Origin of the sequence: Agrobacterium rubi TR3 = NBRC 13261, assembly GCF_000739935.1 — a bacterium.
In the GTDB taxonomy this organism is placed as follows: domain Bacteria; phylum Pseudomonadota; class Alphaproteobacteria; order Rhizobiales; family Rhizobiaceae; genus Agrobacterium; species Agrobacterium rubi.
In genome coordinates, this window is sequence record NZ_BBJU01000003.1 from 23,865 (window position 1) to 48,619 (window position 24,755).

Consider the following 24,755-nt stretch of genomic DNA (forward strand, 5'->3'; position numbering starts at 1 on the left):
GCGAGGTTTTATCGCCCTCTGTGCAATCCCATCTGCCTTCTTTGGCAATGTTGTCGTTTTGTTCACTTATCGCTGGCAGGTTTTGACCCTTGAGGATAGGGTGCCATATGCAAAATGCGATTCGAATTATCGGGATAGATCCCGGACTGCGGCGAATGGGCTGGGGCATCATCGAAACACTGGGCAACAGCCTGCGTTTCGTGGCCTCCGGCACTGTCACGTCGGATGGCGATATGGACTTGGCTTCGCGTCTTTGCCAGCTGCATGACGGGCTGTCGGATATCGTGCATTCCCATCAACCGCATGAGGCGGCGGTGGAGCAGACCTTCGTCAACAAGGACGCCGTCGCAACGCTGAAGCTTGGTCAGGCACGTGGCATTGCCATGCTGGTTCCTGCGCGCGCCGGTTTGCCGGTTGCCGAATATGCCCCCAACGCCGTCAAGAAGGCGGTGATTGGCGTCGGCCATGGCGAAAAGCAGCAGATCCATATGATGCTCAAAATTCTGATGCCCAAGGCTGAGTTCAAGGGCAACGATGCAGCCGATGCCCTTGCCATCGCCATTTGCCACGCCCACAACCGCGCAAGCGAGCGCATGCGCCGCGTGCTGGCGGGCGGCTGATTTCCTCTTTTCACAGGCGTTACCATGATCGGAAAACTCAAAGGCACCATCGATGAAATCGGCGACGACCATGTGGTCGTGGACGTGCACGGTGTGTGTTACGTGGCCTATTGCTCGGCGCGCACCCTGTCTCGGCTGGGATCGGCGGGGGAAGCCGTCGTTCTCTTCATCGAGACCTATGTGCGCGAAGACCAGTTGCGGCTTTTCGGGTTCCTGACCGCTCTGGAACGGGAATGGTTCAACCTGTTGCAGAGTGTTCAGGGTGTGGGTGCCAAGGTTGCACTAGCCGTGCTGTCGACGCTGACGCCGTCTGAGTTGGCCAATGCGATTGCGCTTCAGGACAAGGTCGTGGTGTCGCGTGCGCCTGGTGTCGGGCCGAAGGTGGCGGTGCGTATCGTCACAGAGCTTCGCAACAAGGCTCCGGCTTTCGCGGGCGAGGCGTCCGGCTCTATCGGCTTCAAGCAGGAACTTGGTGAAGGCGTCGCGTCCGCGCCGGTGGCCGATGCCGTCTCGGCGCTCACCAATCTCGGTTATTCTCGCGACCAGGCCGCCAATGCGGTTGCAGCGGCGCTGAAGAACGGGGGAGAGGGTGGCGATAGCGCCAAGCTGATCCGGCTGGGGTTGAAGGAGCTTTCGCGATAAGCCTTCCTGTGTTATTTTCCTTACAATTTCCAAAAAGTAAGAAAGTTTGCGATCATGGGATTTCAGACCACCATCACATCCAAAGGACAGATGACTGTTCCGAAGAGCGTTCGCGAACAGCTTGACATCAGACCAGGTGACAAATGCTATGTCTGGGTCCGTAACCGTGAGATGGTCGTCGTGCCGCGCAACCAGTCATTCAACGATTTGGCCGGTTTGCTAGGTGCTCCACCGAACGGCAGGAAGCTGACGATTGACGACATGAATCCTGCGATCGGGTATTCGGTGTCTGCAGCTTATGGGGAATCAATGCGCAACGAGGATGATGAATGAGCGGTCGATTTGGTATCGATACGAATATTCTTCTGCGTATTGCCGTCAACGATGATCCTGCTCAAAGGGACTGCGTCGTAAACTTTATAAACGAGCTCGGGGAGAACGATACGCTGGTCGTTGGTGTGGTCGTGATGATTGAAACGGCTTGGGTTTTGGAGCGGTTTTATGGCTACTCCAAAAACGCCGTTCTTGATTTTATTCAGGCTATCCTCGAACGTCGTGAAATCGAGGTGCCGGATTATGAAGTGGTCGGTAACGCGATCGATATTTGCCGCAATTCCGGCGCGGATTTTTCCGATGCCGTCATTTCGGAAATGAACAGAGTGGCTGGCTGCACCGTGACCTATACATTCGACCAGAAAGCGGCGCGTAAAATACCCGAAATGGAAATGCTGACATGAGCGACGCGGCAAGGCTGATTTCTTCGGAAAAGCGCGGCGAGGATATCGATACGACGCTGCGCCCGCAGACGCTGGATGACTTTACCGGTCAGGCGGAGGCGCGCGCCAACCTCAAGATTTTCATCGAGGCGGCGAAGAACCGAGGCGAGGCGCTGGACCATGTGCTGTTCGTGGGCCCGCCCGGCCTTGGCAAGACGACGCTGGCGCAGATCATGGCCAAGGAACTCGGCGTCAACTTCAAGTCCACCTCCGGACCCGTCATTGCCAAGGCGGGTGATCTTGCAGCGTTGCTCACCAATCTGGAAGAGCGGGACGTTCTGTTTATCGACGAAATCCATCGGTTAAGCCCTGCCGTGGAGGAAATCCTCTATCCCGCGATGGAAGATTTTCAGCTTGATTTGATCATTGGCGAAGGGCCAGCCGCGCGGTCTGTGAAGATCGATTTGTCCAAATTCACGCTGGTCGCCGCCACCACGCGTCTCGGGCTTTTGACGAACCCTTTGCGGGATCGCTTCGGCATTCCCGTTCGCTTGTCTTTCTACACCGTCGAGGAGCTGGAGCTCATCGTGCGTCGTGGGGCGCGCATTATGGGATTGCCGATGACGGAGGAGGGCGCGCGCGAGATCGCGCGTCGTTCGCGTGGCACGCCGCGCATTGCCGGGCGGCTCTTGCGACGGGTGCGGGACTTTGCGGAGGTAGCGCGGGCGGAATCGGTCACACGTCAGATTGCCGATGAGGCGCTGACGCGGCTGCTGGTGGACAATATGGGCCTCGACCAGTTGGACATGCGCTATCTCACGATGATTGCGGTGAATTTCGGCGGCGGGCCCGTCGGCATCGAAACCATCGCGGCTGGTTTGTCGGAACCGCGTGATGCCATCGAGGATATCATCGAGCCCTATATGATCCAGCAGGGTTTCATTCAGCGCACCCCACGCGGACGTATTTTGACCGCAACGGCGTGGAAACATCTGGGCATGCAGCCGCCAAAAGACATCGAAGCGGCACAGTTTCGCATGACGCTCGAGGACGACTGATCGTGATCACCCGCCGCGCATTGCTCAAGACCGCTGCGACGATGGCGGCGGGGCTGGTCTCTCTTGGCGCCTATGCGGGCGGCATCGAGCCTTTGGCGCGACTTTCGACTACACGGTATCGCATCAATTCGCCTGGCTGGCCCAAGGGGCAAAGCTTGCGTATCGTGGCGCTTGCGGATTTTCATGCGTGCGAGCCGTGGATGCCCGCCGAGCGGATCGCCAGGATTTGCGATTATGCCAACACGCTGGGTGGCGATGTCATGCTGCTACTGGGCGATTACATGTCCGGAATGAAACTGGTGACGGGCGTCGTTCCGCCGGAAGATTGGGCCAAGGCTCTCTCGGGATTGAAGGCACCGCAAGGGGTACACGCCGTGTGTGGTAACCACGATTGGTGGCAGGACCCGGAAGCACAGCGTTTGCGGCTGAAGGAAACCATCGCGCATCGGGCGTTACGATCCGTCGGTATTCAGGTGCATTCGAACCAGGCTGTCCGCTGCGGTCCCGATATACAGCCGTTCTGGATTGCGGGAGTGGAAGACCAGTGGGCCTATCTGACTGGACGCCGAACGACGGGTCTCGATGATCTCCCCGGCACGCTTGCGCAGGTCACGGATGATGCGCCTGTCATTCTGCTGGCGCATGAGCCGGATATTTTCGTGTCGGTTCCGGAGCGTGTCTCGCTGACCTTGTCGGGGCACACCCATGGCGGTCAGGTCAATCTGTTCGGCTGGCGTCCGGCCGTGCCATCTCGCTTCGGGGAACGTTTCGTCTATGGCCATGTGGTCGAGGAGAACAGACATCTGGTGGTGTCCGGCGGTCTTGGATGCTCCATTGCTCCGGTCCGTTTTCTGTCGCCCCCAGAGGTGGTGGTGATCGATCTGGGCGAGGCTTAAGGAACCATTCACAGCTCTGACCATTCCCGTTTTTTGGCAAGGAGCGCAGGATGACGAAGTTTCGCAAGGGTACCAAGGTGCAATGGAAATGGGGTTCTGGCAAAGGCGAGGGCAAGGTCGCCGAAAGTTTCACTGAGGACGTAGAGCGCAAGATTGCGGGCTCCGTCATCAAGCGCAAGGCTAGCGAGGAAGAGCCCGCCTATCTCATCGAGCAGGAAGACGGCGGCGAGGTCTTGAAAAGCCATTCGGAACTGGAAAAAGCCAGTTGATCTTTTAAAGATGACTGCTCTTTCCGTTCCGACAACAGACGTGAGTGAGAGAGCCATGAGCTACGATCCGTGCCGCGTGTTCAGAAAACTGGCGCGCAACAATCGGCTGGCAAATATAAGACTTCACACCGCCTGCGGTCTGCTCTCGCAGGAGGAATTCGTCGCTCCCCGAACCAGTTTCTTTTCGACGATCCGCGCGACGCTGAATCATATCTATCTGGTCGATCTGTTTTATTTGGATGCCCTGAAGGGCGGCACGTTGGGATATGCCGCGTTTGCTCAGGAAGAGCCTTTCGGCGACATACCTGCTTTGCGGGATGAGCAAGCGCAGTTGGACGAGGACCTCATCGCTTTTGTGGATATGTTGAAGCCGGACGATTTAGCCGCGACCGTGCGAGTGCATCGGGCAGAGCGAATACAGCAAGACCGTTGCGACGATATTCTCACACATCTCTTCCAGCATCAGACGCATCATCGCGGCCAAGTACACGCGATGCTGTCCGGCACCTCCGTTAAACCACCGCAACTGGACGAATTTATCGTTGGCGATGATGCGGGGGTTCGCAAAGTGGAGCTGGACGCGCTAGGCTGGTCGGAACGTGACCTCATGTTCCCGGAAGACAAAACATATGACTGAAGACACCCGCATCCGCATGAAATTCAAACCCAAGCGCATTTTCCAGATGCGTGTGGCAGGCATCGCGTTTCGCGATGGCCATGTGCTGGTACACCGGGCAACGCATGAAAAATTCTGGAGCTTTCCCGGCGGTCGTGCCGAAATGGGCGAGCAGTCGCAGGAAACGTTGGCGCGGGAAATGGTGGAAGAACTTGGCGTCGAGGCTAAAGTCGGGCGGTTGCTTTGGGTGGTGGAGAACTTCTTCCATTACGAGGGCAAGGACTGGCACGAGCTTGGTTTTTACTACTTGATGGAATTGCCCGAGACGTTTCCTTTCCACGAAGAAAACATCGTCCACCGCATGCAGGATGGCAAGCATCCTCTGGAATTCCGCTGGGCAAGAGCGACCACGCAAGCCTTGACGCAGTTGGATATTCCACCGTATTTCATCGCGGGTGAGATCGAAAATTTACCCTCTACCGTCCAGCACGTTGTTTGGGATGATCGCAATCTGGATGACAAATGAGGGGGTGGGGGGGTGGTTCTCCCGCCGTGTCTAAAGCAGAAAACTTCTCCAAGGACCTTCGCATGACTGACCTCACCGTATCACTCTCCGGCGAACTGATCGAACACGGCCACCGGCTGACCCAGCGGGTCTACTACGAAGACACCGATTTCTCCGGCCTCGTGTATCACGCCCGCTATCTGCATTTTCTCGAGCGTGGCCGCACCGATTATCTGCGGTGCCTCGGCTGTGAACAGAGCGCTTTGCTGACGGCGGATGACGAGGGGTTGGTGTTCGTGGTCCATCGCATGGAAATCGACTTCAAGTCACCGGCGCGGATGGACGATGTGTTGACCATCACCACGCTGACAGAGAAAGCCGGTGGGGCCAAGATGGTGCTCAACCAGGAGATACGGCGCGGAGAAACACTGCTGGTTGCCGCCAAAGTGATTATTGCCGTGATCAATGCCAAGGGAAGACCGCGGCGGTTGCCGGATACGATTGCAGAGAAATTTCTGAAGTAAGAAATTGCAAATCCAACGATCACGGCAGAAGTGTCGATTTCGTAACACTCTCTTAACCATAATGTAGTCTACCTTAACCATTCGGTATTTGTGCGCCGCACGCCTTCCTTTTACCAAATTTACGGTCAAGGAAGGCTAAATGGTAATATCGGGGCACGGCTCATGGGGTTTTCGGCAGTCGCTGAAGGACTTCAAACGTTGATGCGCGTTTAAATCGCCCGGTCATGCACCGGGCGTTTGGATTCGGGGATTGGATTTTTATGGAACAGGCAGGTTTGGCCGCAGCAACGCACGACGTAAGTCTTTGGGCGCTGTTCATGCAGGCGGGTCTCATCGTCAAGCTGGTTATGATCGGCCTCATCGCCGCGTCTGTCTGGACATGGGCCATCGTCATCGACAAATATGTGTCCTTTGGCAAGGCAAAGCGCCAGTTCGACCAGTTCGAGCAGGTGTTCTGGTCGGGCCAGTCGCTGGAAGAACTTTACCGGACACTGGCAGAGCGCCAGAACACCGGTCTTGCGGCCATCTTCGTGGCCGCCATGCGCGAATGGAAGAAGTCCTTCGAGCGCGGTGCACGGTCTCCAATCGGTCTTCAGATGCGTATCGACCGCGCCATGGACGTGACCATGGCGCGTGAAGGCGAAACCTTCGAAGCGCGTCTCGGTTCGCTAGCCACGATCGGTTCGGCGGGTCCGTTCATCGGTCTGTTCGGTACGGTTATCGGTATCATGACCTCGTTCCAGGCGATTGCCGGTTCCAAGTCCACCAACCTTGCGGTTGTGGCCCCCGGTATCGCCGAAGCGCTTCTGGCGACGGCCATTGGTCTGGTTGCCGCTATTCCGGCGGTTATCGCTTACAACAAATTCACAGGCGATGCAGGCAAGCTCTCTGCGCGCATGGAAGGCTTTGCGGACGAGTTCTCCGCCATCCTTTCGCGCCAGATCGACGAGAAGCTGCAGACACGCCAGGCCGCGCAGTAACCGCGTAACCGAGCGAGTGGAGTAACACGATGGGTATGTCAGCAGGCGGTGGTGGCGGTGGGTCCGGTGGACGCCGTGGCCGAGGCCGGGGACGCCGCAAAGGTGGCGCGATCAGCGAAATCAACGTGACGCCGCTCGTCGACGTCATGTTGGTGCTGCTCATCATCTTCATGGTGGCGGCACCGATGATGACGGTCGGCGTGCCTGTCGATCTGCCGCAGACATCTGCCAATGCGCTGAACTCCGATACGCAGCCAATTACGATTTCGGTGAATGCAGACGGCGTCATCCATTTGCAGGAAACGCCGATCCAGGCGGCGGAAGTGGCCGACAAATTGCAGGCTATTTCGACGACCGGCTATAATGAGCGCATTTTCGTGCGTGCGGACTCCGTTGCCGCCTATGGCATCGTGGCCGATGTCATGGCGCGCATTCAGGCTGCGGGATTCAAGAATATCGGCCTTGTGACACAACAGAAACAGGACAATTGATCTAGGTATGAAGGGCAGCGTCACCACATCTGCGATTGTGCACGCCTCGCTGCTGGCCTTTGCCCTCGTGTCTCTGGGCTCGCCAGCGCCGCTCGAGGTGTCTCAGGCCGAGTCGATGCCCGTCGATCTCGTGTCTGTTGAAGAGATGACGCAGATCCAGCAGGGCGACAAGACCGCGCCCAAGGCCGAGAAGTCAGCCCCGGTGCCGACCACGCGTCCCGATATCGTGCCTGACGCCCAGAATACCGGCAACAACACGGCCGATCTCGACGCGCCGCCGACGCCGACCACCAAGCCCAACAACAATGACAGTGCTGCCGCTCCTCCCAAGCAGGAAAAGCCCGCGCCGGTTACGGACACCAAGCCGAACGATGTGAAAGACATCGTCAAGGAAGAGACATCCGCGCCCAAGCCGATGGAAACCGCGTCGCTTCCTATTCCGAAGCCCGAAATAGCGACACCACCGACGCCGACACAGCCACCAGCGCAGCAACAGGCGCAGGAACCACCGCCGCAAAATCAAGAGCCGGCGGAAATTCCGGTGCCGCCGAATGTGCCGCGCCCCAATTCCCGTCCGCAGCCGCCTGAGCCGAAGCCGGAGCCGCCCAAGCAGGCAGAGCAGAAGCCAGCTGAGACGAAACCTGCCGAAAAACCAGCGGAAAAGAAGCCGGACCAGGCCAAGTCGACCGAGAAGCCAACCGACAAGAAACCCGCAGATCGCAAGCAGGAAACGGCAAAGTCCGCATCCTCGCAGGCCAGCGAGTTCAATGCGGACGAGATTTCCAAGCTGCTGAACAAGCAGGCACCATCCGGTGGCGGCGCGAAACGGTCGACTGAAACCGCATCGCTTGGCGGCAAGAAGACGATTGGTACCGGCCTGAGCGCCAGCGAAATCGACAATGTCAGAGGCCAGATCGAAGGCAACTGGAACATGCCCGGCGGTTTGACCGGCGTCTCCGAGGTGCGGGTGGTCGTTCGCGTATCGCTGGATCAGAACGGCAATATCGTCGGCCAGCCCGAAGTTACCGCGACAGGTGGCCCGGATGGAACACGTCGCGCCGTCGAAGGCAGTGCGCGTCGTGCGATCTTCAGGTCTCAACCCCTGAAAAACCTGCCACCCGATAAATACGAAGGCGAAAAGGGATGGAATACGATGGTCCTGAACTTCGACCCATCCGAGTTTGCGACTTAAACCGACAGTTTTGGGACCGATGACAACACCCACACCCAATTCGATGTCCAATTTTTGTATGAAGCTGAAAGGCTTGTCTCAATGATCAAGTTCTCTCTCCTGCGCGCGATGGTGGTTGCCTCCGGCATGCTGCTGTCGTTCGTTGCCGTCACACCGGCCAATGCTGAAGTTCAAATCAACATCAACAAGGGCAATGTGCAGCCGTTGCCGATCGCCATCACCGACTTCATGTCGGGCGATGGTATCGGCGCGCAAGTCTCGCAGGTTATCGCGGCCGACCTTCAGCGCTCCGGGCTGTTTGCGCCCATCAACAAGAATGCGTTCATCGAAAAGATCAGCAATCCCGATCAGCAGCCGCGTTTCGAAGACTGGAAGGTCATCAACGCGCAGGCACTGGTCACGGGACGCGTCACCAAGGAGGCCGATGGTCGCCTGCGCGCCGAGTTCCGCCTGTGGGACACGTTTGCCGGTCAGCAGATGAGCGGCCAGCAGTTCTTCACCCAGCCGGAAAACTGGCGCCGTGTCGCCCATATCATCGCCGACGCGATCTATGAGCGTGTGACGGGTGAAAAGGGTTACTTCGATACCCGTGTCGTTTTCGTCTCCGAAAGCGGTCCCAAGACCGACCGTAAGCGTGCGCTGTCGATCATGGACCAGGACGGCTTCAACGTTCGCAACCTGACCAACACCAAAGACCTCGTTCTGACGCCGCGCTTTTCGCCGAGCCGCCAGGAAGTGACCTACATGTCGTTCGAAGGTCAGCAGCCGCGCGTTTATCTGTTGCAGCTGGAAACCGGACAGCGCGAAGTGGTCGGCAACTTCCCCGGCATGACGTTCTCGCCGCGCTTTTCGCCGGATGGACAGAAGGTCATCATGAGCCTTCAGCAGGAAGGCAACGCCAACATCTATACCATGGATCTGCGGTCTCGCACCACGACGCGTCTGACGAACACCGGTGCTATCGATACTGCACCGTCATATGCGCCGGATGGCCAGCGCATCGCCTTTGAAAGCGACCGTGGCGGCCGTCAGCAGATTTACGTGATGAATGCCGATGGCTCCGGCCAAACCCGTATTTCCTTCGGCGACGGCTCCTATTCCACGCCGGTCTGGTCTCCACGCGGCGATTTGATTGCCTTTACCAAGCAATCCGGCGGCAAATTCTCCATTGGCGTTATGAAGCCGGATGGTTCGGGCGAGCGTATTCTGACGTCGGGCTTCCACAATGAGGGGCCGACATGGGCGCCGAATGGCCGCGTGCTGATGTTCTTCCGTCAGGCAGCCGGTTCCGGTGGCCCGCAGCTCTATTCCATCGATCTGACCGGTTATAACGAGCAGTTGATCAAGACGCCGACATTTGCGTCCGACCCGGCTTGGTCGCCGCTTCTGGATTGATAAAGCCATTATGGCGGGACGTTTGAAGCGTGCCGCCATATTTTATAAGCATGTGATACCGGGAACTGTTTCGTCTTTTGCTGCGATGTTGTTGTGAGGGCGCAAAAAAAGTGGGACATTTCCTTTCTGTTAACCATAATTGTTTGGGGGCAATTAACTGCATTCGGTTATTGTCTGGCAACGTTACTGAAATTCTAAGGAGAGACCGGCTATGAGCCGTACAAACACTTCGGCACTCGGCCCGATGCAGAAAATTGCCCGTAACCCGGCCATGATCGCACTGACGCTTGCGCTTGCGCTGGCCGGTTGCGCCAACAAGAAGAACATGCCCAACAGCGCCGGCGAGCTTGGCCTGGGTGGTGGTGCAGGTTCTGCGACGCCTGGTTCCGCACAGGACTTCACCGTCAATGTTGGCGACCGCATCTTCTTCGATACCGATAGCACGTCGATCCGCGCCGATGCGCAGCAGACCCTGCAGCGTCAGGCACAGTGGCTGGCTCGTTATCCAAACTACGCCATCACCGTTGAAGGCCATGCCGACGAACGCGGTACCCGCGAATACAACCTTGCGCTGGGTGCACGCCGTGCAGCCGCCACCAAGGAATTCCTTGCGTCGCAGGGTGTTCCTGCAAACCGCATGAAGACCATTTCCTACGGTAAGGAACGTCCGGTCGCCGTTTGCGACGACATTTCCTGCTGGTCGCAGAACCGTCGCGCCGTCACGGTTCTGGGCGGCGCCCGCTAACTGTATCGCGATTGTGTGATGATGATTGAGAGGCGGTCTTCGGGCCGCCTTTCTTTTTTCCATAGTTTGGCCGAACTTAAGTTGCTTTTTTACGCCAGATGGAAAAAATCCGGTTTTGCGTCGTTGGGGCGCAAATCAACCAGACAGGACGCAACATGAAGAAACTTGTCGTGGCGGGAATGCTGGGGCTTGCAGCCTGCACCGGCTTGAGCGGCGTGGCCGTCTCGGGTCCGTTGTTCGGTTCAGGTGGGGCCTTCGGCACGTTGAACACGCAAAATGCACCGGTGGTAAAGGTGCAGGCAAACGATACCTATCGTGTGCAGCAGCTCGAGGAGCAGATCCGCCAGCTGAACGGTCGCATTGAGGAAATGAGTTTCCAGCTGCTGCAAATGCAGGAAACGATCCGCAAGGCACAGGAAGACAATGAATTCCGCTTCCAGGAGCTAGAAGGTGGCAAGTCTGCCGCACCGGCACCGAAGAAGAAGGCCGAAGCCGAGATACCATCGGCAGGTCCTCAGGATGACGTCGCAACCATCATTGAAACGCCGTCTCAGGGCGGCGCTTCAATGGGTGGTGCGCAGGGTACAGACCGGATGGCGACCGCACCGCGCGCCAATGCGGCCCCCGGCGAAAGCACGCTCGGCTCCATCGAACTCGATTCGCGCGGAATGCCGGTCGGTGGTTCGCTGAACCCGAATGTCAATAATTCCGCTGGCAAGTTGCCGGGTGTCGATACGGGACGTTCGTCCACGACCGATCCGGTCAATACCGCGGCACTCACCAGCGAAAACGATATCTATCAGGCCGCCTACAGCCATGTTCTCTCCGGCGATTACAAGGCGGCGGAAAAAGGTTTCGAGCAATATATTCAGGGCTACCCCAAGGGTGCCAAGGCAGCGGACGCCAATTTCTGGCTGGGCGAAGCGCAGTATAGCCAGGGCAAATTCACTGATTCTGCCAAGACTTTTCTGAATGCGCATCAGACCTACAGCAAATCGCCCAAGGCACCGGAAATGCTGCTGAAGCTCGGCATGTCGCTGGCTGCCCTCGACAACAAGGAAACCGCCTGCGCGACCCTTCGCGAAGTGCCGAAGCGTTACCCCAGCGCATCCAAGACCGTTCTGGGCAAGGTTACCAGTGAACAGAAACGCCTGAGCTGCCAGTAAAATGGTGAAGCGGCGATGACGATATGTCGTTTCCCTTGAGCCCGATCGCGCCCCTTGAGGCTGCCCGGCGTTTCATTCAGAAAATTTCAAAGCCATCCACTGTTCTCGTCGCCATTTCAGGCGGTAGCGATTCCACCGGATTGCTGGTGGCGCTGCATCAGGCTGTCCAGGATGCGGCCAGGCATGATATCTCTCTTCACGCTGTCACCATCGACCACGCGCTTCGTGCCGAATCAGCGGATGAGGCGCAAGGTGTGGCTAGCCTTTGTGCGACGCTTGCTATTCTTCATCACCTTCGTCGTTGGGACGATCCAAAGCCCGCAACGGGACTGTCGGCGGCGGCGCGGCTAGCACGATATGCGCTGATTGGAGCCGTCGCGGGTGAAATTGGTGCCGACATGGTCGTCGTTGGCCACACATGGGGTGACCAACAGGAAACGATTGCGATGCGCGGTGCCAGAAGCGAGCGGCAGGACAATCTCGGCCTTGCGGGCATGGCCGATGCGGTGCTCTACGATGCGCGCTACTGGATGATACGGCCCTTTCTGAATGTCACCCGACAGGATATCCGCGACTTCCTCCTTGCCAAGGGCCAATCCTGGTATGACGACCCTAGTAATGACGACGCGAAATATGAGCGGGTGCAGGTGCGCAACGGCTCCGTGGACGCTCAAGGGGTGTTGATTGATCAATCAATCAACCGATCGATGCTGTCATCAGATGCGGCGCAACTGATTGAACGATATGCGGCATCCTGTGGCCACGGGCTTGTTGCGCTCGATGCTGAGAGTTTGACGCAAGACCCGACGACGCTTCGATATGCGCTTTCCGCTCTGGCCTGCGTCATCGGTGGGCGGCGGTTTGCTCTGGGGGCTGCCAGTATGGACAAGGTCCTGGCTTTTGTCATGAGTGGCGCGTTGGGACGGGTGACGGCGAGCCGCGTTGTCTTCGATAGACGCAAGGACGCGCTTTATCTGATGCGCGAGAACAGAGGCATTCTCAGCGTTACCATTCCCGCAGGAACCAGCGCTATCTGGGATGAACGGTTCGATATCAGCAATGATTCTCTTGCAGATATCGCGGTGCGCGGATTTGGCGCGGCACCTGTCGCTATGTCCATCGATTTCGTATCATCAGTTCCGCCAGGGGTTGCCAAACGTGCGGCGCAGGCGATGCCGGTCTTTATCGGGGCAGGGGGCGATTGGTCGGTGGAGACGCCGGCTGATATCACTGTGACCCCACGGCTTGCGCCGTATGACCTTTTCCTTCCGCGATTTGATGTCCAATTGGCGAGCGCCATTGCAAGGCTTCTCGGCCGGTCTGCCTATCCGCTACCGCCTGTTTGAGGGCGCAAAGCCGGTAAACCGGATTTTTCGCAGAGTTTTTACCTCAAATCGCAACTGATATCCTTGCCTGCCTTGGCAACGGCAACTGTCCTCCTTATGTTAGGGGCAACATAATGGCGGGCGCACATTTGCCCGTTGCAGTTCGGGGAGTTCGATGAACCCAAATTTTAGAAATTTCGCCTTGTGGGCAGTGATCGCTCTGTTGCTGATTGCCTTGTTCAGCATGTTCCAGACATCGCCGTCGCAATCGGCGTCACGAGAGATCCCCTATTCGCAGTTCCTGAGTGATGTCGATGCGGGCCGTGTCCGCGAAGTGACTGTCACCGGCAACCGCGTTCTCGGCACCTACACCGAAAGCAATACGGCCTTTCAGACCTACTCGCCTGTGATCGACGATGCCCTGATGGAGCGTCTTCAGAGCAAGAATGTCAGCATCAATGCGCGTCCGGAAAGCGATGGGTCCTCTGGATTCCTGAGCTACCTCGGCACGCTGTTGCCGATGTTCCTCATTCTCGGTGTCTGGTTGTTCTTCATGCGCCAGATGCAGGGCGGTTCGCGAGGCGCGATGGGCTTTGGCAAATCAAAGGCCAAGCTTCTGACGGAAGCGCATGGCCGCGTCACGTTCGACGATGTCGCAGGCGTGGACGAAGCCAAGCAGGATCTGGAAGAGATTGTGGAATTCCTGCGCGACCCGCAGAAATTCCAGCGTCTGGGCGGCAAAATTCCGCGCGGCGTTCTGCTTGTCGGCCCTCCCGGTACGGGTAAGACGCTGCTGGCACGCTCCGTTGCGGGTGAAGCCAATGTGCCGTTCTTCACCATCTCGGGTTCTGACTTCGTGGAAATGTTCGTCGGCGTCGGTGCAAGCCGCGTTCGTGACATGTTCGAGCAGGCGAAGAAAAACGCACCTTGCATTATTTTCATCGACGAAATCGACGCCGTTGGTCGCCATCGCGGTGCTGGTCTTGGCGGCGGTAACGATGAGCGCGAGCAGACGCTGAACCAGTTGCTGGTCGAAATGGACGGCTTCGAGGCGAATGAGGGCATCATCCTGATCGCTGCGACCAACCGCCCCGACGTTCTTGACCCTGCGCTGTTGCGTCCGGGCCGCTTCGACCGTCAGGTCGTCGTTCCTAACCCGGATATCGTCGGTCGTGAGCGCATTCTGAAGGTTCATGCCCGCAACGTACCGCTGGCTCCGAATGTCGATCTCAAGGTTCTGGCGCGCGGCACACCAGGTTTCTCCGGTGCCGACCTCATGAACTTGGTCAACGAAGCTGCGCTGATGGCTGCGCGTCGGAACAAGCGCGTCGTGACCATGGCGGAATTCGAAGACGCCAAGGACAAGATCATGATGGGTGCTGAGCGCCGCTCGTCCGCCATGACCGAAGCCGAAAAGAAGCTGACGGCCTATCACGAAGCCGGTCACGCGATTACGGCTCTGAAGGTCCCGGTTGCCGATCCGTTGCACAAGGCAACGATCATTCCGCGTGGTCGTGCACTTGGCATGGTCATGCAGTTGCCGGAAGGCGACCGCTATTCCATGAGCTACAAGTGGATGGTGTCGCGTCTCGTCATCATGATGGGTGGCCGTGTCGCGGAAGAACTGACCTTCGGCAAGGAAAACATCACGTCGGGCGCATCGTCCGATATCGAGCAGGCCACCAAGCTCGCCCGTGCGATGGTGACGCAGTGGGGCTTCTCCGACGCTCTGGGCCAGGTTGCCTATGGTGAAAACCAGCAGGAAGTGTTCCTCGGTCACTCCGTTTCGCAGTCCAAGAACGTGTCTGAAGCCACGGCGCAGACGATCGACACGGAAGTGCGTCGTCTGATCGATGAAGCCTATACCGAAGCGCGTCGGATTCTGACCGAAAATCACGATGGCTTCGTTGCTATCGCAGAAGGTCTTTTGGAATATGAAACGCTGACCGGCGAAGAAATCAAGGCGCTGATCCGTGGCGAAAAGCCTTCGCGTGATCTGGGCGATGATTCGCCAAGCGGTCGTGGCTCTGCGGTGCCGAAGGCTGGCACCAAGAAGGACGGCCCGAGCGAAGCCAAGGATGGTGGTGAGGCGGAAGGCGGCATGGAGCCGCAACCGCACTGATTGCTTGACCTTTCAAGTGTTTGAGGGCCGTCCGTCATGGGCGGCCCTTTTGCGTTTCAGCGCGCTTTGCTGCGCATGACTTAATTGGTAACAACATATATTGGCTGTTCGCGGTAATTGACGTGCTGTCGGCTGCCTTTTATGGCATTGAGCGGGAAATGGGTGTCGCGCACATGGTTGCGCCTGGCATCCGTGACAACATCTGGAGCTCCTATGACACGTCGCTATTTCGGAACCGATGGTATTCGCGGGCAATCCAATGTCTTCCCGATGACGCCGGATTTGGCCATGCGCGTCGGTATCGCGGTCGGTACGATCTTCCGGCGTGGCCAGCACCGCCACCGCGTCGTTATCGGCAAGGATACACGTCTGTCCGGTTACATGCTGGAAAACGCGCTCGTGGCCGGTTTCACCGCGGCCGGGCTCGACGTGTTTCTGCTCGGCCCGATCCCAACGCCTGCCGTTGCCATGCTGACGCGTTCGCTTCGCGCGGATATCGGCGTGATGATCTCCGCGTCCCACAACCCTTTTTCAGACAATGGCATTAAGCTGTTCGGGCCTGATGGTTACAAATTGTCCGACGAGCTTGAGCTTGAAATCGAAGAGTTGCTCGATCGGGATATCTATGCGCAGCTGGCAAAGCCGCACGAGATTGGTCGCGCCAAGCGCGTGGATGGCGACATTTATCGCTATATCGAATTCGTCAAGCGCACGCTGCCACGCGACGTCACATTGAGCGGTCTGAGGATCGCCATCGATTGCGCCAACGGTGCCGCCTACAAGGTTGCCCCCGCCGCCCTTTGGGAATTGGGCGCTGAGGTCGTGACGATCGGTAACGAGCCTAATGGCACCAACATCAATTTTGAATGCGGCTCGACCCATCCCGATGCCCTGCAAAAGAAGGTGCATGAAGTTCGCGCCGACATCGGTATCGCGCTGGATGGCGATGCCGACCGCGTCATCATCGTGGACGAGCGCGGCCAGATCGTTGATGGCGACCAGTTGATGGCAACGATTGCCGCCAGCTGGGCCGATGACAATATTTTGCGTGGCGGCGGTATCGTGGCCACCGTCATGTCCAACCTGGGCCTCGAGCGCTTCCTGGATGACAAGGGTCTGACGCTTGCGCGCACCAAGGTGGGCGACCGTTACGTGGTCGAGCACATGCGCAACAATGATTTCAACGTGGGCGGCGAGCAGTCGGGCCATATCGTTCTGTCGGATTACGGCACGACCGGCGACGGGCTGGTGGCAGCACTTCAGGTTCTGGCACGCGTCAAGCGTTCCGGCCTCACGGTCAGCGAAGTCTGCCGCAAGTTCGAGCCGGTGCCGCAATTGCTGAAGAACGTTCGTGTTTCCGGTGGTAAGCCGCTGGAAAATCCGGTGGTCAAGCAGGCCATTGCCGACGCCGAATCTGCGCTTGCCAACAATGGCCGTCTGGTCATCCGACCGTCTGGCACAGAACCGCTTATCCGCGTTATGGCGGAAGGTGACGATAGCGCGCAGGTCGAGCGCATCGTCAACGATCTCGTCGGTGTGATATCGAACGCCAAGACGGCGGCTTGATAATAAATCTATGAAATTCCAGGCCAGCAGAGATGCTGGCCTTTTCTTTGGTGTGTCAGGATGCCAGCGCTTCGGAGGCTCTGGCCGTGGCCTCGGTACAGAGGAAATCGGCGATGTCGTTCTCTCCCATCGGGCGGGAGAAGAAATATCCCTGCACCAAATTGGCGCCGAGATTTCGGATGACCGCCATCTGCTCGGCGGTTTCAACGCCTTCGACAATCGTGTCCAGCCCCATCTCGCGGCTGAGGATCAGAACGGATTTGACGATCTTGTAGCTGGCGGGATTGCTCTGCACTTCGTGTACGAAGCTGTGGTCGATCTTGATCTTGGTGAGCGGCAGCGAATGGAGCGATGTCAGGCTGGAATATCCGGTGCCGAAATCATCCAGGGAAATACCGCATCCGATTTGTCTCAGCATCTCCACCGATTGCCGCGCCTGACGCGTATCGTGGATAAAGGCCGTTTCGGTGATTTCGAGATCAAGGCGCGATGCGGGAAAACCACTGGTCTCGATGATGGCGATAATGCCAATGACAGCGTCCGAGCTGTTCAAATCCTGCGCCGATAGATTGAACGACAACCGGATATCGCCCGGCCATCTGATGGCCGCTTCGAGTGCTTTTTTCAGGAGCGGGCGCGTGAGACTGCCAATGATGCCAGCGCGTTCAGCAATGGGGATGAACAGACCAGGTGAGATCTGGCCCAGATAGGGGCTGTTCCAGCGCGCCAGGGCCTCGAAGCCTGTCGTTCTATGCTGCGCGATATCGACGATTGGCTGAAAGACGGTGGAGAGCTCGGCGGTGAGGTCTGCCTGCTTCAGCGTCTGTTCTATGCGCGCATCGCGGTGAATTTCTGCCACGTGCTGCTCGGTGAAAAGCGTGCTGTTGCCGCGCTTTCGCCGTTTGCCGTTGTAAAGCGCGTAATCGGCACGGTCGAACAGTTCTTCGGGCGAGGAAGCCAAATCCGGGAAAACGGCGATGCCAATGGAGCCGGAGATCATGATCGTGGCATCGGGAAGGTCGAAGGGTGAGCGTAGTTGGTCGCACATGCGATTGCCATCGCCAACGATGTCGTGGTCATCGGCCACATCCGAGATGACAAAGGCGAACTCGTCGCCGCCCAGACGCGACAGGAACATGTCCGAGGCTGAGAAAAGCCAACCGAGACGATTGCTCACGTCCACCAGCAGTCTGTCGCCGGTCGAGTGTCCGTAGAGATCATTGACGGGTTTGAAGCCGTCTAGATCGATTACGCCGACTGCCAGCCGTTGGTTCCCGGCTTTTGCGTTTTCAAAGGCTTCCGCCAGATGATGGAAGAAAGCCCGGCGGTTTGGCAGCCCCGTCAGGCTATCGATATTGGCCAGCCGAAGGTTCTCGTTGCTGAGCGCTTCCGTTTGCTGTTGCGCGATGATCATTCGTTCGAAATTGCCGTAATTCACCATCAGCACAGCCAGCATGCCAAAGCTGACCAAGAGAACATTGATGGCAATCGCGATGAATGTAGGCTGGCTGGAAGTGGCAAAGAACACGATGAAGGTGCCATTGACGATGACCGCGACGACAAAGGCCGCAGAGCGCACATGCATGAGGCAGAAGATGCAGGAAATGACCGTGATGGCCATGTAAAAGGCGATGTGGGATTGCTGATAGGCATTGCCGTAAGGGTACAGAAGAAGAGACCAGAGCGTAAAGGCACTGGCAATGACGATGGCAAGGCGCTGCGTTCTTTTCAATGCCGAGAGCGCCTCGCTGGCTGGCGGGCTGTGATCACGCGATTTCCACCAGAAGAGAACCCTGACGATGCTGACCAATGTAAAAAACGAGGGGACGACCACTGTCAATGAAAGCGGAGCGACGGATAGATGCGTGGCTGCGAGTGCCCATGTACTCGAAATAAGAATGAAGTACATCATCGGCATCTGTCTGCAGAAAGCGCGATACTTGGCTTTCAGCAATTCAGGGTTATGATCTGGAATTCGCAGAAATTCGAGAATGTGGTTCAACGTCGTGCCCAAAAGGTAAGAAATTCTCAGCAGATTTGACAACGTTTCCTTGGAAACGGGGCGTTTCGGTCCGGAGATGGATATTCGAAGAACAGCCCGTCACGGCTGGCCTCAGATCTTGCCGTATCATGTGGTTTACGTAGTCTATACTGACGATATCTCGTCAATGTTGAAATAGACGCAAAAATATTAGCTAACGAAACATTATTATATATAAATATTCATTCTCATAAAAATTGCGGCAAACGACCATATGCCCGCAATGCGCGCGTTTGCTGGGTTGTCGTGCAAGTATGGTCGTGCACTTCAGTCAATATTCAACCGTCTCATTAATAATCGGGACATGGTTATCTCCAATATTAAGAGTGATTTAACCATTTTCCTTCAGATTTCATACATGAAGAATTTAACAGGTATGCCGCGCAGGTCGCCTCTACCTTTTATGGAGCCGCAATCATGAAGAAGAGTCTGATCGGTATTGTTGCCGCTTTGATGGCATGCCACACTGCCTTCGCCGCTGACGTCTACCAAGAGCCGCCACCGGCATTTGTCGATCAGGCACCTGAAGTCGCTGTTCAGGAAGCCAGCGGCTGGTACCTTCGTGGTGATGTTGGATATTCGTTCAACAAATCGCGTAGCTTCGAGTTTAGCCGCGCTGCTGGCGGAACAAACACCCTGATCCGCTCCTCCAGAACCGATGCGGATGACAGTTTCCTCTTCGGCGCGGGTGCTGGTTATCAGATCAACAATTACCTGCGTACAGACCTGACGTTCGACTACATGGCGAAATCGGACTTTCGCGGTCAAGCAAGTGCGGCAGGCGGTGGCGTCGATAATTTCCGCTCGTCCCTGCGTGCCTACAGCTTGTTGGCCAACGCCTATGTCGATCTAGGAACATACGGTCGCATCACCCCTTATCTGGGTGCAGGTATCGGTGGAGCGCATGTGAAATGGGATACTGTCAAACTGGACAGCGGTTGCTGCGAGTTTGAAGGTAAGGGCGATTGGCGCTTTGCCTATGCATTGATGGCCGGCGCATCCATTGACGTGACATGCAATCTCAAGGCCGACGTTGGTTATCGCTTCCGTCAAATCGGCAGCGGTGAAATGTTTGGTGGTCGTGGTGCTGTCAGCTCAGGACACGACAAGGGTTTGACATCGCATGAAGTTCGCCTTGGTGGCCGCTACGTCTTCAACGGTTGCGATACGGCACAGTATATTCCGCCAGCCGATATTCCGCTTCAGCCAGCCGTTTACAAATAAGCGTCACGCTTTGGATTTATAAATGACCGCCCGTATCCACGATGGATGCGGGCGGTTTTGCTTTTGGGTGATGTTCCACATCATGCCGCAGATGGAGCAGGTTTCTTGTCGCTTGCGACACATTCCACTTGACGGCGAGAGCTGAGACAAATAGCAACGCTGTCAGGACACTCCACCCTAACGTGGAGCGCCTATCTGGAAGGATAGTCAAATGACAGATATAATGAAGCCGGACACCCGTCCGGGCAATACGCATTTCTCTTCTGGTCCCTGCTCGAAGCGCCCCGGTTGGTCGCTCGAAGCTCTCGCTGATGCGCCGCTCGGTCGCTCGCATCGCGCCAAGGTTGGCAAAGCCAAGCTCAAGCAGGCCATCGATCTCACCCGCGAAGTCCTGAACGTTCCTGCCGATTATCGCATCGGTATCGTTCCCGCATCCGACACCGGCGCCGTTGAAATGGCTCTGTGGTCGCTGCTTGGCGAACGCGGCGTCGACATGGTTGCGTGGGAAAGCTTCGGTGCCGGTTGGGTGACCGATGTCGTCAAGCAGCTGAAGCTGAAGGACGTGCGCAGAGTAGAAGCCGACTACGGCGTTCTGCCTGACCTTTCCACCATCGATTTCGACCGTGACGTGGTCTTTACCTGGAACGGCACCACATCGGGTGTTCGCGTTCCAAACGCCGATTTCATTCCTGCTGATCGCAAGGGTCTGACCATCTGCGATGCGACATCTGCCGCATTTGCGCAGGACATGGACTTCTCCAAGCTCGACGTCGTGACCTTCTCCTGGCAGAAGGTTCTGGGCGGCGAGGGCGGCCACGGCGTCATCATTCTGTCGCCACGCGCTGTCGAGCGTCTGACGACTTATGTACCGGCTTGGCCTTTGCCGAAGATTTTCCGCATGACATCCGGCGGCAAGCTGATCGAAGGCATCTTCACCGGCGAAACCATCAACACGCCGTCCATGTTGTGCGTCGAAGACTATATCGATGCGCTGCTGTGGGCGAAGAACCTCGGTGGTCTGAACGCCCTCATGGCCCGTGCGGATGCCAATGCGAAAGTTATCTTCGACTTCGTGGCCGAACATAACTGGATCGCCAATCTGGCTGTTGTTGACGAAACGCGTTCCAACACGTCAGTTTGCCTCAAGATCGTCTGCAAGGATGTTGCCGCTCTTGATACTGCAGCCCAAGCCGATTTCGCCAAGGGCATGGTTGCCCTTCTCGAAAAGGAAAACGTCGCGCTGGACATCGGTGCGTACCGCGATGCTCCATCCGGTCTTCGCATTTGGGCCGGTGCTACCATCGAGACAGCTGATATGAAGGCTGTCATGCCTTGGCTGAAGTGGGCATTCGAAACGCAGAAGGCTGCGACCTTCAAGGCTGCCGCCTGATTGATTCCGGCCCTGCCACGGCAGGGCCGCTCATGCCTCATTCTCAAGAATAAACCCATTTTCAAGGAGCCCACACCATGGCACCTCGCGTACTCGTATCTGACGAACTGTCGGAAACCGCCGTCCAGATTTTCCGTGATCGCGGCGTAGACGTTGATTTCCAGCCGAAGCTTGGCAAGGATAAGGACAAGCTGGCCGAAATCATCGGCAACTACGATGGCTTGGCCATCCGTTCCGCCACCAAGGCAACGGAAAAGCTGATCGAAGCCGCCACCAACCTCAAGGTCATCGGTCGCGCCGGTATCGGCGTCGATAACGTGGATATTCCAGCCGCGTCGCGCCGCGGCATCATCGTGATGAACACGCCCTTCGGCAACTCCATCACGACGGCCGAACATGCCATTGCGCTGATGTTCGCCGTTGCCCGCCAGCTTCCTGCAGCGGATGCTTCCACGCAGGCTGGCAAGTGGGAAAAATCCAAGTTTATGGGTGTCGAAATCACCGGCAAGACGCTGGGCGTCATCGGTGCGGGCAACATCGGCGGCATCGTGTGCTCGCGCGCCATCGGCCTCAAGATGAACGTCCTGGCCTATGACCCCTTCCTCTCGCCAGAGCGCGCGCAGGAAATGGGTGTGACCAAGGTCGAGTTGGACGAATTGCTCGCCCAGGCCGATTTCATCACGCTGCACGTACCGATGACCGACAAGACACGCGGCATTCTGGGCGCTGAAAACCTTGCAAAGACCAAGCCCGGCGTCCGCATCATCAACTGCGCCCGTGGCGGTCTGGTGGATGAGGCAGCGCTCGCCGACGCCATCAAGTCCGGCCATGTCGCTGGTGCCGGTTTCGACGTGTTCGAAGTCGAGCCTGCGACCGAAAGCCCGCTGTTTGGCCTGCCAAACGTGGTTTGCACGCCACACCTTGGCGCCTCCACAACGGAAGCTCAGGAAAACGTGGCGCTTCAGGTTGCCGAACAGATGTCGGATTACCTCGTCAAGGGTGCGGTTTCCAACGCCATCAACATGCCGTCGATCACGGCTGACGAAGCTCCACGCTTGAAGCCCTTCATCAAGCTGGCGGACGTTCTCGGCTCCTTCGTCGGTCAGGTACAGGAAAGCGCCACCAAGGAAATCGAAATCCTCTATGATGGCGCCACCGCCAACATGAACACCAAGGCGCTGACATCGGCACTGCTGGCCGGTCTCATCCGCCCACAGGTGGCTGACGTCAACATGGTTTCCGCGCCTGTCATGATCAAGGAAAAGGGTATCATCCTTTCCGAAATCAAGCGCGACAAGACCGGCGTTTACGACGGCTTCATCAAGCTGACCGTGAAGACCGAAAATCAGGTTCGCTCTGTTGCCGGTACGGTGTTTTCGGATGGCAAGGCGCGCTTCATCCAGATCAAGAACATCAACATGGATGCCGATGTCGGTCAGCACATGATCTACATCACCAACACCGACGTTCCCGGCATGATCGGCTTCATGGGGATCACTTTGGGTGAGGCGGGTGTCAACATCGCCAACTTCCAGCTAGGCCGTGAAAAGGAAAGCGGCGATGCCATCGCGCTTCTTTATGTCGATGGTCCTGTGTCCGAGGACGTGTTGGACAAGTTGCGCGCCAACCCGGCCATCCGTCAGGTCAAGTCGCTGTCCTTCAATATCGACTGAGCTGATTTCAGTCATTTCGGTGATAGAATCACCCGGTACAGGAGAAATCCTGTGCCGGGTTTTTTGTGTTTATGGTCAGATGTTTATCTATGGTTGCATATCACGAAAATTTTTATACTATTCCCCTAAAAATGATGATCCATAGTTGCTATATCGACGTTCAAGAGCCGCTCAATGGGAGGGCGGTGCAACAGGAGAAGACGATGTTTGCTGCCATAAGGCGCTTTAGGGGTTTGTTTGCGGTTGCCGCGCTGGGCATCGCCGTTTCATTCATTGCCGTGGATATGGCCGAGGCCAGACGCGCGAGCGGTGGATTTGGCAGCCGTGGCACGCGGACCTTTTCTGCGCCACCGACAACCAACACGGCTCCTGGCCAGTCTGCGCCGATTAACCGCAGCATGACACCGAACACCAACCAGGCGACACAGCCCGGCGCAGCGCAGCCCGCACGTCCAAACGCGCAGGCACCGCAGCAGAGCCGTGGTATGTTCGGTGGCATGATGGGTGGTCTCATGGGCGGCTTGCTGATGGGTGGTCTGTTCGGCATGCTCATGGGCGGTGGCTTTGGCGGCATGGCCGGTTTCTTCGGCCTGTTGATCCAGGGTCTTCTTATTGGCGGTCTCATTATGCTGGCCATGCGTTTCTTCGCATCGCGACGTCAGGGCAAGCCAGCCTTTGGTGGTGCAGCGGGCAACGGTTCGGCGCGCAATGATTATTCCGCGCCGCAGACCAATCATGGTTCGACGGGTGGGTTCAAAATCCCCCAGATGGGCTCCAAGGCGGGCGCCGTTGCAGGTGCATCGGCTGCTGCCGCGTCTTCGGCACCCAAGGCGGTACCGCATGAAAATGCGGTTTCGCAAGGCGACGAGATCGGCGTAACACCGGTTGATCTGGAAACTTTCCAGAAGACGCTGCAAAACGTTCAGGCTGCCTACGCCGCTGAAGATTACGGCACGCTGCGCAAGCTGACCACGCCAGAGGCCATGTCCTATCTGGCCGAGGAACTGAGCGACAACGCCACCAGCGGCGTGAAGAACGACGTTCGGGATGTGACGCTGTTGCAGGGAGACGTTGCCGAGGCCTGGCATGAAGAGGGCAAGGATTACGCCACCGTCGCGATGCGCTACTCCGCCATCGACGTCATGCGTGACCGCAACACCGGCAAGATCGTTCAGGGCAACGAACACGAGCCGGAAGAATCAGTCGAGCTGTGGACGTTCGTCCGCAACGGCCAGGCGGAATGGCAGGTTGCCGCGATCCAGGAAGCTGCCTGATCGTCTTTAAACAATCTCGCGGGAATTGTGGCTGGTGCAGACTGTGTTCTGCACCAGCCTTCTCTTTTGCGAACGCCTTGCAGGGCAGGGCGTGTGGCCTTTTGGTCGCCAAGCCTTTGTTGTTGCTCGCCGCAGTTCATCCACGCAATCACCTTTTTCTATTCATATAACGTTCAGTCAAATCCGTCTAACCAAGGGCGGAACACAGCAATGTGAAACTGACGCGAGCATCAAAACGCGTTTTTTGGCGGAACCGGATCTTGAAAACCGCGTTCACGATCCAAGTTCGGATGGTACCCCAAGAACCATCCACTCAATCGGATCA

General features: G+C 57.3%; 24 protein-coding genes. 23 read left to right on the forward strand and 1 reads right to left on the reverse strand.

Annotated features, from left to right (window positions below; genetic code table 11):
* Positions 1-107: 107 nt before the first annotated feature.
* The 19 genes from ruvC (at position 108) to glmM (ending at position 16,828) form a co-directional block, all read left to right on the forward strand.
* Positions 108-620: a crossover junction endodeoxyribonuclease RuvC gene (gene ruvC / locus RRU01S_RS01420; RefSeq protein WP_045228470.1), complete on the forward strand. Its 513-nt coding sequence runs from the start codon at positions 108-110 to the stop codon at positions 618-620.
* Positions 621-644: 24 nt separating this feature from the next.
* On the forward strand, positions 645-1,262 hold the full coding sequence (gene ruvA / locus RRU01S_RS01425; protein WP_045228471.1) for a Holliday junction branch migration protein RuvA: 618 nt from the start codon (positions 645-647) through the stop codon (positions 1,260-1,262).
* Between the two features lie 54 nt (positions 1,263-1,316).
* On the forward strand, positions 1,317-1,595 hold the full coding sequence (locus tag RRU01S_RS01430; RefSeq protein ID WP_045228472.1) for an AbrB/MazE/SpoVT family DNA-binding domain-containing protein: 279 nt from the start codon (positions 1,317-1,319) through the stop codon (positions 1,593-1,595).
* Complete coding sequence (locus RRU01S_RS01435) at positions 1,592-1,999, forward strand: type II toxin-antitoxin system VapC family toxin (protein WP_045228473.1); 408 nt, start codon at positions 1,592-1,594, stop codon at positions 1,997-1,999. Before RRU01S_RS01430 ends, RRU01S_RS01435 begins: the two co-directional genes overlap by 4 nt.
* Positions 1,996-3,036, forward strand: coding sequence for a Holliday junction branch migration DNA helicase RuvB (gene ruvB, locus RRU01S_RS01440; protein ID WP_045228474.1), 1,041 nt, complete (start codon positions 1,996-1,998; stop codon positions 3,034-3,036). Before RRU01S_RS01435 ends, ruvB begins: the two co-directional genes overlap by 4 nt.
* 2 nt (positions 3,037-3,038) lie before the next feature.
* Positions 3,039-3,932 carry a metallophosphoesterase gene (locus RRU01S_RS01445; protein WP_045228475.1) on the forward strand — a complete coding sequence of 298 codons (894 nt, stop codon included), beginning with the start codon at positions 3,039-3,041 and terminating at the stop codon, positions 3,930-3,932.
* Positions 3,933-3,982: 50 nt separating this feature from the next.
* A complete protein-coding gene (locus RRU01S_RS01450) occupies positions 3,983-4,201 on the forward strand; it encodes a hypervirulence associated TUDOR domain-containing protein (RefSeq protein ID WP_045228476.1) in 219 nt (72 codons plus the stop codon).
* A 55-nt stretch (positions 4,202-4,256) separates the two neighbouring features.
* Positions 4,257-4,838, forward strand: coding sequence for a DinB family protein (locus RRU01S_RS01455; protein WP_045228477.1), 582 nt, complete (start codon positions 4,257-4,259; stop codon positions 4,836-4,838).
* Positions 4,831-5,343 (forward strand): NUDIX hydrolase, encoded by a 513-nt coding sequence (locus RRU01S_RS01460; protein WP_045228478.1) that lies wholly within the window; start codon positions 4,831-4,833, stop codon positions 5,341-5,343. The genes RRU01S_RS01455 and RRU01S_RS01460 overlap by 8 nt, the downstream gene beginning before the upstream one ends.
* 62 nt (positions 5,344-5,405) lie before the next feature.
* The gene (gene ybgC / locus RRU01S_RS01465; protein WP_045228479.1) at positions 5,406-5,846 is read left to right on the forward strand and encodes a tol-pal system-associated acyl-CoA thioesterase; all 441 of its coding nucleotides are present in this window, start codon (positions 5,406-5,408) and stop codon (positions 5,844-5,846) included.
* Between the two features lie 260 nt (positions 5,847-6,106).
* Positions 6,107-6,826 carry a protein TolQ gene (gene tolQ, locus RRU01S_RS01470; protein ID WP_045228480.1) on the forward strand — a complete coding sequence of 240 codons (720 nt, stop codon included), beginning with the start codon at positions 6,107-6,109 and terminating at the stop codon, positions 6,824-6,826.
* 29 nt (positions 6,827-6,855) lie between these two features.
* The gene (gene tolR, locus RRU01S_RS01475) at positions 6,856-7,317 is read left to right on the forward strand and encodes a protein TolR (RefSeq protein WP_045228481.1); all 462 of its coding nucleotides are present in this window, start codon (positions 6,856-6,858) and stop codon (positions 7,315-7,317) included.
* A gap of 7 nt (positions 7,318-7,324) precedes the next feature.
* Entirely contained in the window at positions 7,325-8,509 is a 1,185-nt protein-coding gene (gene tolA / locus RRU01S_RS01480; RefSeq protein WP_045228482.1) for a cell envelope integrity protein TolA, read from the forward strand.
* An 81-nt stretch (positions 8,510-8,590) separates the two neighbouring features.
* A complete protein-coding gene (tolB, locus tag RRU01S_RS01485) occupies positions 8,591-9,904 on the forward strand; it encodes a Tol-Pal system beta propeller repeat protein TolB (RefSeq protein WP_045228483.1) in 1,314 nt (437 codons plus the stop codon).
* Positions 9,905-10,115: 211 nt separating this feature from the next.
* Positions 10,116-10,649 (forward strand): peptidoglycan-associated lipoprotein Pal, encoded by a 534-nt coding sequence (pal, locus tag RRU01S_RS01490; protein ID WP_042617515.1) that lies wholly within the window; start codon positions 10,116-10,118, stop codon positions 10,647-10,649.
* A gap of 155 nt (positions 10,650-10,804) precedes the next feature.
* Complete coding sequence (gene ybgF / locus RRU01S_RS01495; protein ID WP_045228737.1) at positions 10,805-11,815, forward strand: tol-pal system protein YbgF; 1,011 nt, start codon at positions 10,805-10,807, stop codon at positions 11,813-11,815.
* Positions 11,816-11,838: 23 nt separating this feature from the next.
* Positions 11,839-13,161 carry a tRNA lysidine(34) synthetase TilS gene (gene tilS, locus RRU01S_RS01500; protein ID WP_045228484.1) on the forward strand — a complete coding sequence of 441 codons (1,323 nt, stop codon included), beginning with the start codon at positions 11,839-11,841 and terminating at the stop codon, positions 13,159-13,161.
* 154 nt (positions 13,162-13,315) lie between these two features.
* Entirely contained in the window at positions 13,316-15,262 is a 1,947-nt protein-coding gene (gene ftsH / locus RRU01S_RS01505; RefSeq protein WP_045228485.1) for an ATP-dependent zinc metalloprotease FtsH, read from the forward strand.
* A gap of 213 nt (positions 15,263-15,475) precedes the next feature.
* On the forward strand, positions 15,476-16,828 hold the full coding sequence (gene glmM / locus RRU01S_RS01510; RefSeq protein ID WP_045228486.1) for a phosphoglucosamine mutase: 1,353 nt from the start codon (positions 15,476-15,478) through the stop codon (positions 16,826-16,828).
* A gap of 55 nt (positions 16,829-16,883) precedes the next feature.
* Here the strand turns inward: glmM and RRU01S_RS01515 are convergent, their stop codons facing one another.
* Positions 16,884-18,740, reverse strand: a complete 1,857-nt coding sequence (locus RRU01S_RS01515) for a putative bifunctional diguanylate cyclase/phosphodiesterase (protein ID WP_081879974.1) — start codon at positions 18,738-18,740, stop codon at positions 16,884-16,886.
* Positions 18,741-19,286: 546 nt separating this feature from the next.
* Here RRU01S_RS01515 and RRU01S_RS01520 point away from each other — a divergent pair.
* The 4 genes from RRU01S_RS01520 to RRU01S_RS01535 all read left to right on the forward strand — a co-directional run bounded on the left by RRU01S_RS01520 (position 19,287) and on the right by RRU01S_RS01535 (position 24,430).
* On the forward strand, positions 19,287-20,093 hold the full coding sequence (locus RRU01S_RS01520) for an outer membrane protein (RefSeq protein ID WP_045228488.1): 807 nt from the start codon (positions 19,287-19,289) through the stop codon (positions 20,091-20,093).
* Positions 20,094-20,304: 211 nt separating this feature from the next.
* The gene (locus RRU01S_RS01525; protein ID WP_045228489.1) at positions 20,305-21,483 is read left to right on the forward strand and encodes a phosphoserine transaminase; all 1,179 of its coding nucleotides are present in this window, start codon (positions 20,305-20,307) and stop codon (positions 21,481-21,483) included.
* 77 nt (positions 21,484-21,560) lie between these two features.
* Complete coding sequence (serA, locus tag RRU01S_RS01530) at positions 21,561-23,156, forward strand: phosphoglycerate dehydrogenase (RefSeq protein ID WP_045228490.1); 1,596 nt, start codon at positions 21,561-21,563, stop codon at positions 23,154-23,156.
* Positions 23,157-23,359: 203 nt separating this feature from the next.
* Positions 23,360-24,430 (forward strand): Tim44 domain-containing protein, encoded by a 1,071-nt coding sequence (locus RRU01S_RS01535; RefSeq protein WP_045228738.1) that lies wholly within the window; start codon positions 23,360-23,362, stop codon positions 24,428-24,430.
* Positions 24,431-24,755: the final 325 nt, after the last annotated feature.

What these genes read in the sequence shown, in the direction of transcription:
- ruvC (WP_045228470.1), top strand. Translation starts at nt 108, where the DNA reads ATGCAAAATGCGATTCGAATTATCGGGATAGATCCCGGACTGCGGCGA.
- ruvA (WP_045228471.1), top strand. Translation starts at nt 645, where the DNA reads ATGATCGGAAAACTCAAAGGCACCATCGATGAAATCGGCGACGACCAT.
- RRU01S_RS01430 (WP_045228472.1), top strand. Translation starts at nt 1,317, where the DNA reads ATGGGATTTCAGACCACCATCACATCCAAAGGACAGATGACTGTTCCG.
- RRU01S_RS01435 (WP_045228473.1), top strand. Translation starts at nt 1,592, where the DNA reads ATGAGCGGTCGATTTGGTATCGATACGAATATTCTTCTGCGTATTGCC.
- ruvB (WP_045228474.1), top strand. Translation starts at nt 1,996, where the DNA reads ATGAGCGACGCGGCAAGGCTGATTTCTTCGGAAAAGCGCGGCGAGGAT.
- RRU01S_RS01450 (WP_045228476.1), top strand. Translation starts at nt 3,983, where the DNA reads ATGACGAAGTTTCGCAAGGGTACCAAGGTGCAATGGAAATGGGGTTCT.
- RRU01S_RS01455 (WP_045228477.1), top strand. Translation starts at nt 4,257, where the DNA reads ATGAGCTACGATCCGTGCCGCGTGTTCAGAAAACTGGCGCGCAACAAT.
- RRU01S_RS01460 (WP_045228478.1), top strand. Translation starts at nt 4,831, where the DNA reads ATGACTGAAGACACCCGCATCCGCATGAAATTCAAACCCAAGCGCATT.
- ybgC (WP_045228479.1), top strand. Translation starts at nt 5,406, where the DNA reads ATGACTGACCTCACCGTATCACTCTCCGGCGAACTGATCGAACACGGC.
- tolQ (WP_045228480.1), top strand. Translation starts at nt 6,107, where the DNA reads ATGGAACAGGCAGGTTTGGCCGCAGCAACGCACGACGTAAGTCTTTGG.
- tolR (WP_045228481.1), top strand. Translation starts at nt 6,856, where the DNA reads ATGGGTATGTCAGCAGGCGGTGGTGGCGGTGGGTCCGGTGGACGCCGT.
- tolA (WP_045228482.1), top strand. Translation starts at nt 7,325, where the DNA reads ATGAAGGGCAGCGTCACCACATCTGCGATTGTGCACGCCTCGCTGCTG.
- tolB (WP_045228483.1), top strand. Translation starts at nt 8,591, where the DNA reads ATGATCAAGTTCTCTCTCCTGCGCGCGATGGTGGTTGCCTCCGGCATG.
- pal (WP_042617515.1), top strand. Translation starts at nt 10,116, where the DNA reads ATGAGCCGTACAAACACTTCGGCACTCGGCCCGATGCAGAAAATTGCC.
- ybgF (WP_045228737.1), top strand. Translation starts at nt 10,805, where the DNA reads ATGAAGAAACTTGTCGTGGCGGGAATGCTGGGGCTTGCAGCCTGCACC.
- tilS (WP_045228484.1), top strand. Translation starts at nt 11,839, where the DNA reads ATGTCGTTTCCCTTGAGCCCGATCGCGCCCCTTGAGGCTGCCCGGCGT.
- ftsH (WP_045228485.1), top strand. Translation starts at nt 13,316, where the DNA reads ATGAACCCAAATTTTAGAAATTTCGCCTTGTGGGCAGTGATCGCTCTG.
- glmM (WP_045228486.1), top strand. Translation starts at nt 15,476, where the DNA reads ATGACACGTCGCTATTTCGGAACCGATGGTATTCGCGGGCAATCCAAT.
- RRU01S_RS01515 (WP_081879974.1), bottom strand. Translation starts at nt 18,740, where the DNA reads ATGATGTACTTCATTCTTATTTCGAGTACATGGGCACTCGCAGCCACG.
- RRU01S_RS01520 (WP_045228488.1), top strand. Translation starts at nt 19,287, where the DNA reads ATGAAGAAGAGTCTGATCGGTATTGTTGCCGCTTTGATGGCATGCCAC.
- RRU01S_RS01525 (WP_045228489.1), top strand. Translation starts at nt 20,305, where the DNA reads ATGACAGATATAATGAAGCCGGACACCCGTCCGGGCAATACGCATTTC.
- serA (WP_045228490.1), top strand. Translation starts at nt 21,561, where the DNA reads ATGGCACCTCGCGTACTCGTATCTGACGAACTGTCGGAAACCGCCGTC.
- RRU01S_RS01535 (WP_045228738.1), top strand. Translation starts at nt 23,360, where the DNA reads ATGTTTGCTGCCATAAGGCGCTTTAGGGGTTTGTTTGCGGTTGCCGCG.